The 4907-nt window shown below is 59.2% G+C and carries 4 protein-coding genes; 3 read left to right on the top strand and 1 reads right to left on the bottom strand.

The features are described from left to right. Window positions 1-126: 126 nt before the first annotated feature. Window positions 127-1065, bottom strand: a complete 939-nt coding sequence (locus BDE01S_RS08330) for a pseudouridine synthase (RefSeq protein WP_066080067.1) — start codon at window positions 1063-1065, stop codon at window positions 127-129. 128 nt (window positions 1066-1193) lie between these two features. Here BDE01S_RS08330 and hisS point away from each other — a divergent pair, with 128 nt between their 5' ends. The 3 genes from hisS to der all read left to right on the top strand — a co-directional run bounded on the left by hisS (window position 1194) and on the right by der (window position 4857). Beyond that, window positions 1194-2489: a histidine--tRNA ligase gene (gene hisS, locus BDE01S_RS08325; protein ID WP_066080070.1), complete on the top strand. Its 1296-nt coding sequence runs from the start codon at window positions 1194-1196 to the stop codon at window positions 2487-2489. Beyond that, the gene (locus BDE01S_RS08320) at window positions 2490-3119 is read left to right on the top strand and encodes a YfgM family protein (protein ID WP_066080064.1); all 630 of its coding nucleotides are present in this window, start codon (window positions 2490-2492) and stop codon (window positions 3117-3119) included. 268 nt (window positions 3120-3387) lie between these two features. Beyond that, on the top strand, window positions 3388-4857 hold the full coding sequence (gene der, locus BDE01S_RS08315; RefSeq protein WP_066080061.1) for a ribosome biogenesis GTPase Der: 1470 nt from the start codon (window positions 3388-3390) through the stop codon (window positions 4855-4857). Window positions 4858-4907: the final 50 nt, after the last annotated feature.

Below are 4907 nucleotides of genomic sequence, written 5' to 3'. Positions count from 1 at the left end.
GGATTTCTGCCGACTATATTTTTCAGACGGCTATTATAGCCAATCCCGATATAAATGGGGCAAAGCTGAGGTTTTAGGCGGCAACAGGCCGTCTGAAAATGCGGCAGCATACGACGCAACTCGGTTTTAAAGCTGCTCCGCCAGCAGCGTCCGCCCGCTTTCAAATGCCCGCGCTTCGCCGCTTATCGGATCGTCAAACTCAATGCGCCGCGCCAAAAGCTGCAGGGGCTTGCTGTAATCTTCGCTGCCTGCGGCCTGCGCGACGGGATACAGCGCGTCGTTGAGCAGCGGCATGCCCAGTGCGGCCATGTGTACGCGCAGCTGATGCTTTTTGCCGGTGTGCGGCTGCAGGCGGTAGCGGCTGATGCGGCCGAGGTTTTCGATGAGCTCGATGGTGGTAAAGGCATTCGGCTCGCCCGCCACTTCCTGCGTCCGGTAAAACTGCTCACCGCGCACCATGCGGGAGCGGATATCGTGGGGATAGGCCAGGTCGGTGCGCGTGGGCGCCAACGCTTCATAGGTTTTACGCACGCTTTGTGTTTGAAACATGGTTTGATAAGCGCGGCGCGATGCGGGATTGTGCGACAGCAGCATCACCCCCGCCGTATCTTTGTCCAAGCGGTGCACCGGCGTGATGTCGGCCACATTCAAATGCTGCAAATCGGGGCGCAGGCGCAGGCGTGTGAGCAGGGTTTCGCGCAAAAACCGCCCGCTCGGTATCACGGGCAGAAAATGCGGCTTATCCACCACAATCAAATGCTCGTCGATATGCAGCACCGTTTCTGCAAAAGGAATGCGCGGTTCTTCGTCGCCGCTGGTTTCGCGGTAGTAATACAGCACCCTGCCCGGCGCAAACACATCCTGCGCCGCCACCGCGCTGCCGTCTTCCCACACCACAAAGCCGCTCGCCAAGCGCGCCTGCCAGCTTTCGCGGGCAACAAAAGGAAAGCGGACGCAGAGAAAATCCAAAAGCGTCAGATGATAAAAGCGCTTGTCGTGCGGCAGCACCAAATAGCTGGGCTTCACACCCGCCAAAAGCGGTAAAGGGTTATGGCGTTTGTTCATGAGCGCGATTGTACCCGATTGCGCCCGCAGCGTGCTTTTTTCAGACGGCCTGCGGCGGCGCGTCCAAACACAAAAGGCGAAAAATCGGCTATAATCGCCTGCTATTTGACCGAATTTTCCAAGCGAATATGGCACAAAAAATCCAATCGGTAAAAGGCATGAACGACCTTTTGCCCGTCGAACAAAAAGATTTCAAGCTCACCGCCGCTTTCTGGCAGGCTTTTGAAGATACCGTTGCCCGCTGGGCGCGCGCCTACGGCTACCAGCAAATCCGCACGCCCATCGTCGAGCAGACCGGCCTGTTTGTGCGCTCCATCGGCGAAGAAACCGATGTGGTCGGCAAGGAAATGTACACTTTCTCCGACTCCAACGACTCCCTGAGCCTGAGCCTGCGCCCCGAAGGTACGGCATCCTGCCTGCGCGCGGTGGTCGAACACAACCTGCTCTACAACAGCCCGCAGAAATTATGGTATATGGGGCCGATGTTCCGCCGCGAGCGCCCGCAAAAAGGCCGCTACCGCCAGTTTCACCAAGTCGGCATCGAAGCATTGGGCTTTGAAGGCCCGGATATCGATGCGGAAATCATCGCCATGTCGGCCGATTTATGGGAAAAACTGGGCATCCTCGAGCATCTCACGCTGGAAATCAACAGCCTCGGCAACCGCGAAGAACGCGCCGCCCACCGCGCCGCGCTGGTGGATTATCTGAGCCGCCACGAAGCGCAGCTCGACGACGACAGCAAACGCCGTCTGCACACCAATCCCCTGCGCGTGTTGGACAGCAAAAACCCCGACCTGCAAGACATCTGCAACGCCGCGCCGCGCCTGACCGACTATCTGGGCGAAACCTCGCTGGCGCACTACGGCCGCTTCAAAGCCATGCTCGACGGCCTGGGCATCCGCTATATCGAAAATCCCCGCCTGGTGCGCGGCTTGGATTACTACAACCAAACCGTATTCGAGTGGACCACCGACAAGCTCGGCGCGCAAGCCACCGTATGCGGCGGCGGCCGCTACGACGGCCTGATTGAAGAATTGGGCGGCAAGCCCGCCGCGTCCATCGGCTTTGCCATGGGCATCGAGCGCCTGCTGCTGCTGGTGCGCGATTACGGCTCGCTGGCCGTCAACGCCGCGCCCGACATCTACGCCATGCACCAGGGCGAAGGTGCGGATTTGCAGGTGATGCAATACGCGCAAACCCTGCGCCGCGCGGGTTTCAACGTCTTGCAGCATTCCGGCGGCCAAAGCCTGAAAGCGCAAATGAAAAAAGCCGATGCCAGCGGCGCACGCTTCGCCCTGATAGTGGCGCAAGACGAGCTGGCAAGCGGCTCGGCAACCCTGAAAGACATGCAGGGCGGGCTCGGCCAGCAAACCGTTGCCGCCGCTGATTTGATTAATACTTTAAACACATGGAAGAACGCATAAATGGCCGCGCATTTGGAAGAACAACAAGAATTAGACAACTTTAAATATTTCTGGCGCCGCATCGGCCGCTGGATTTTCGCCCTGCTGGTTTTGGCCGCAATCGCCTACTTCGGCTACACCATGTATCAGCGCCATCTGGTCACCCAAAACCAGGAAGCGGCCGCCGTATTGGAGCAGCTCGTGGTTAAAGCCCAGCAGCAGGCCGATCAGGCGCAAATCAACGCCGATTTGCAAAAGCTGCAGGAAACCTACCCCAAAACCATCGCCGCTGCCCAAGCCACGCTGATGGTGGCCGCTACCGAGTTTGACGCCGGCCGCTACGACGTTGCTTCCGGCCACTTGAGTTGGGTATTGAAAAACCAAAACACCCCGCTGGTGCAGGCATTGGCCGCGCAGCGTCTGGCCGTGGTGAAGCTACAGCAGAAAAAATACGATGAAGCCCTGGCCGCGCTGGATACCAAAGTAGAAGCCGATTTCGAACCTCTGCTGCTGGAAACCAAAGGCGATGTTTACGCCGCGCAAAACAAAACCCAAGAAGCGCTGCAAAGCTACGAGCAGGCACTCGGCAAGCTGCCCAAAGAAGCCGCCGGCCGCGATTTGCTGCAGCTGAAAATCGACGCACAGAAATAAGGCCGTCTGAAAAGCGGAGCGCATCTATCCCACGCCCTGCTTTCCGCACCGCCGCCCGCCAGCCCCGCGCAGGCAGAAACCCGCCGCAGTTTCCCGCAACCGCATCCCGCCGTTGCCCGAAGCCCACACGCGGATTTCTGCCTGCGCGGGGATACGGCTTATACAGCCCGCTGCCTTTAACGTATCGGCGCAGCAGCCCGACCCCTTCCGTTTTCAGACGGCCTGCCCAAGCACAGGCCGTCTGAAAACCGCATACGAAAGCACAGAAATGAAACCCACCATTGCCCTCGTCGGCCGCCCCAATGTCGGCAAATCCACCCTTTTCAACCGCCTGACCCGCACCAAAGACGCATTGGTACACGACCTGCCCGGCCTCACGCGCGACCGCCACTACGGCCACGGCAAAATCGGCAGCAAGCCCTATCTGGTTATCGATACCGGCGGCTTTGAACCCGTTGTGGACAGCGGCATTCTGCACGAAATGGCCAAGCAGACCCTGCAGGCCGTCGATGAAGCCGATGCCGTCGTATTCCTTGTCGATGCCCGCACCGGCCTGACCCCGCAGGACAAAATCATCGCCGACCGCCTGCGCCAAAGCCCGCGCCCCGTTTATCTGGCCGTCAACAAAGGCGAAGGCGGCAACCGCGCCGTACTCTCCGCCGAGTTTTACGAGCTGGCGCTGGGCGAGCCGCACGTTATCTCCGGCGCACACGGCGACGGCGTGTATTATCTGATTGAAGACATCCTGGCCGGTTTTCCCGAGCCGGAGGAAGAAGCGCAGGCACCCAAACACCCCGTATTTGCCGTCATCGGCCGCCCTAACGTCGGCAAATCCACGCTGGTAAACGCCATTCTCGGCAAAGAGCGCGTCATCGCATTCGACATGGCCGGCACCACCCGCGACAGCATCCACATCGACTTCGAGCGCGACGGCAAACCCTTTACCATCATCGATACCGCCGGCGTGCGCCGCCGCGGCAAAGTGGACGAAACCGTTGAAAAATTCTCCGTCATCAAAGCCATGCAGGCCGTAGAAGCCGCCAACGTCGCCGTGCTCGTATTGGATGCCCAACAAGATATCGCCGACCAAGATGCCACCATCGCCGGATTTGCCCTCGAAGCCGGCCGCGCGCTGGTGGTGGCCGTCAACAAATGGGACGGCATCAGCGAAGAGCGCCGCGAGCAGGTCAAACGCGACATCAACCGCAAGCTCTACTTCCTCGACTTTGCCAAGTTCCACTTCATTTCCGCCCTGAAAGAGCGCGGCATCGACGGCCTGTTTGCCAGCATCCAATCCGCCTACGACGCGGCCATGATTAAAATGCCCACGCCGAAGATCACCCGCGTCCTGCAAAGCGCCATCGAGCGCCAGCAGCCGCCCCGCTCCGGCCTGGTGCGCCCCAAAATGCGCTACGCCCACCAAGGCGGCATGAACCCGCCCGTGATTGTGGTGCACGGCAACTCGCTGCACGCGATTTCCGACAGCTACACCCGCTACCTCACGCAAACCTTCCGCAAAGCCTTCAATCTGCAAGGCACGCCCCTGCGCATCCAATACAATGTCTCCGAAAACCCCTACGAGCAGACCGAAGACAAACCGAAGAAAAAACCGCTGCGCCGCGTGTCCTTAAGCAACCGCATCGAAAAACGCGAAGGCCGCAAAGAAGAAAAAGCACGCAACAGCGGCGGCAAAACCAAAAAACGCCAAACCAGCGTGAAAAAACAGCACAGCAAATAATCCCGGCCATGCGGGAAAAATCAAAAAAGCCGTCTGAAAATCAGCATTTT

This window comes from Bergeriella denitrificans NBRC 102155, from assembly GCF_001592185.1.
Classification (GTDB): Bacteria; Pseudomonadota; Gammaproteobacteria; order Burkholderiales; family Neisseriaceae; genus Neisseria; species Neisseria denitrificans.
This window is presented reverse-complemented; position numbering and strand designations above follow the sequence as displayed.

Coding starts and splice junctions, on each gene's coding strand:
- BDE01S_RS08330 (WP_066080067.1), bottom strand. CDS start 1,065: ATGAACAAACGCCATAACCCTTTACCGCTTTTGGCGGGTGTGAAGCCC.
- hisS (WP_066080070.1), top strand. CDS start 1,194: ATGGCACAAAAAATCCAATCGGTAAAAGGCATGAACGACCTTTTGCCC.
- BDE01S_RS08320 (WP_066080064.1), top strand. CDS start 2,490: ATGGCCGCGCATTTGGAAGAACAACAAGAATTAGACAACTTTAAATAT.
- der (WP_066080061.1), top strand. CDS start 3,388: ATGAAACCCACCATTGCCCTCGTCGGCCGCCCCAATGTCGGCAAATCC.